This is a genomic window from Azohydromonas aeria (assembly GCF_009760915.1).
GTDB lineage: Bacteria > Pseudomonadota > Gammaproteobacteria > Burkholderiales > Burkholderiaceae_C > Azohydromonas > Azohydromonas aeria.
In genome coordinates this window covers 1-830 of sequence record NZ_VIDQ01000209.1, presented here as the reverse complement: position 1 = coordinate 830, position 830 = coordinate 1, and the positions used below count along the sequence as shown (strand labels likewise).

General features: G+C 67.1%; 1 protein-coding gene. It reads left to right on the top strand.

Annotated features, from left to right (window positions below; translation table 11 throughout):
- A partial coding sequence (locus tag FJ694_RS36555) for a urate hydroxylase PuuD (RefSeq protein ID WP_157272409.1) occupies positions 1–830 on the top strand: 830 nt, incomplete at both ends.

Genomic DNA, 830 nt, shown 5'->3' with positions numbered 1-830 from the left:
CGCTGGGCCCACGTCATCACCGCCGTCGCCTGGATCGGCGCCTCGTTCTACTTCGTCATGCTCGACAACAGCCTCAGTGCGCCCACGCACGAGGACCTGAAGAAGAAGGGCGTGGACGGCGAGATGTGGGCCGTGCACGGCGGCGGCTTCTACCACTCCAACAAGTACATGGTGGCGCCGAAGTGGCTGCCGCTGCCCCAGAACCTGCACTGGTCGTACTGGGAGAGCTATTCCACCTGGCTCACCGGCTTCGGGCTGTTCACGGTGCTGTACCTCTTCAATGCCGGCACCTTCCTGGTGGACAAGAGCGTGCACGACTGGAGCCCGGGCGCGGCCATCGCCGCGTCGCTGGGCTTCCTGGCCGCCTTCTGGCTGCTCTACGACGCCATCTGCCGCACGCTGGGGCGGCGCAGGAACGGTGACGCGATCGTCGGCGCGCTGGTCTTCGCCCTGGTGGTGTTCGCCTCGTGGCTGGCGTGCCAGCTCTTTGCCGGGCGCGCCGCCTTCCTGCTGGTGGGCGCGATGATGGCCACGGCCATGAGCGCCAACGTGTTCTTCTGGATCATCCCGGGGCAGCGCAAGGTCGTGGCACAGCTGCGCGCCGGCCAGCCGGTGGACCCGATCCACGGCCAGCGCGGCAAGCAGCGCAGCGTGCACAACACGTATTTCACCTTGCCGGTGCTGATCGCCATGCTGTCGAACCACTACGGCTGGCTGTACCAGGCCAAGAACAACTGGCTGGTGCTGGTGCTCTTGATGCTGGCCGGCGCGCTGATCCGCCACAGCTTCGTCTCGCGCCACAAGGCGCACGTGCTGGGCAAGCGCACGCC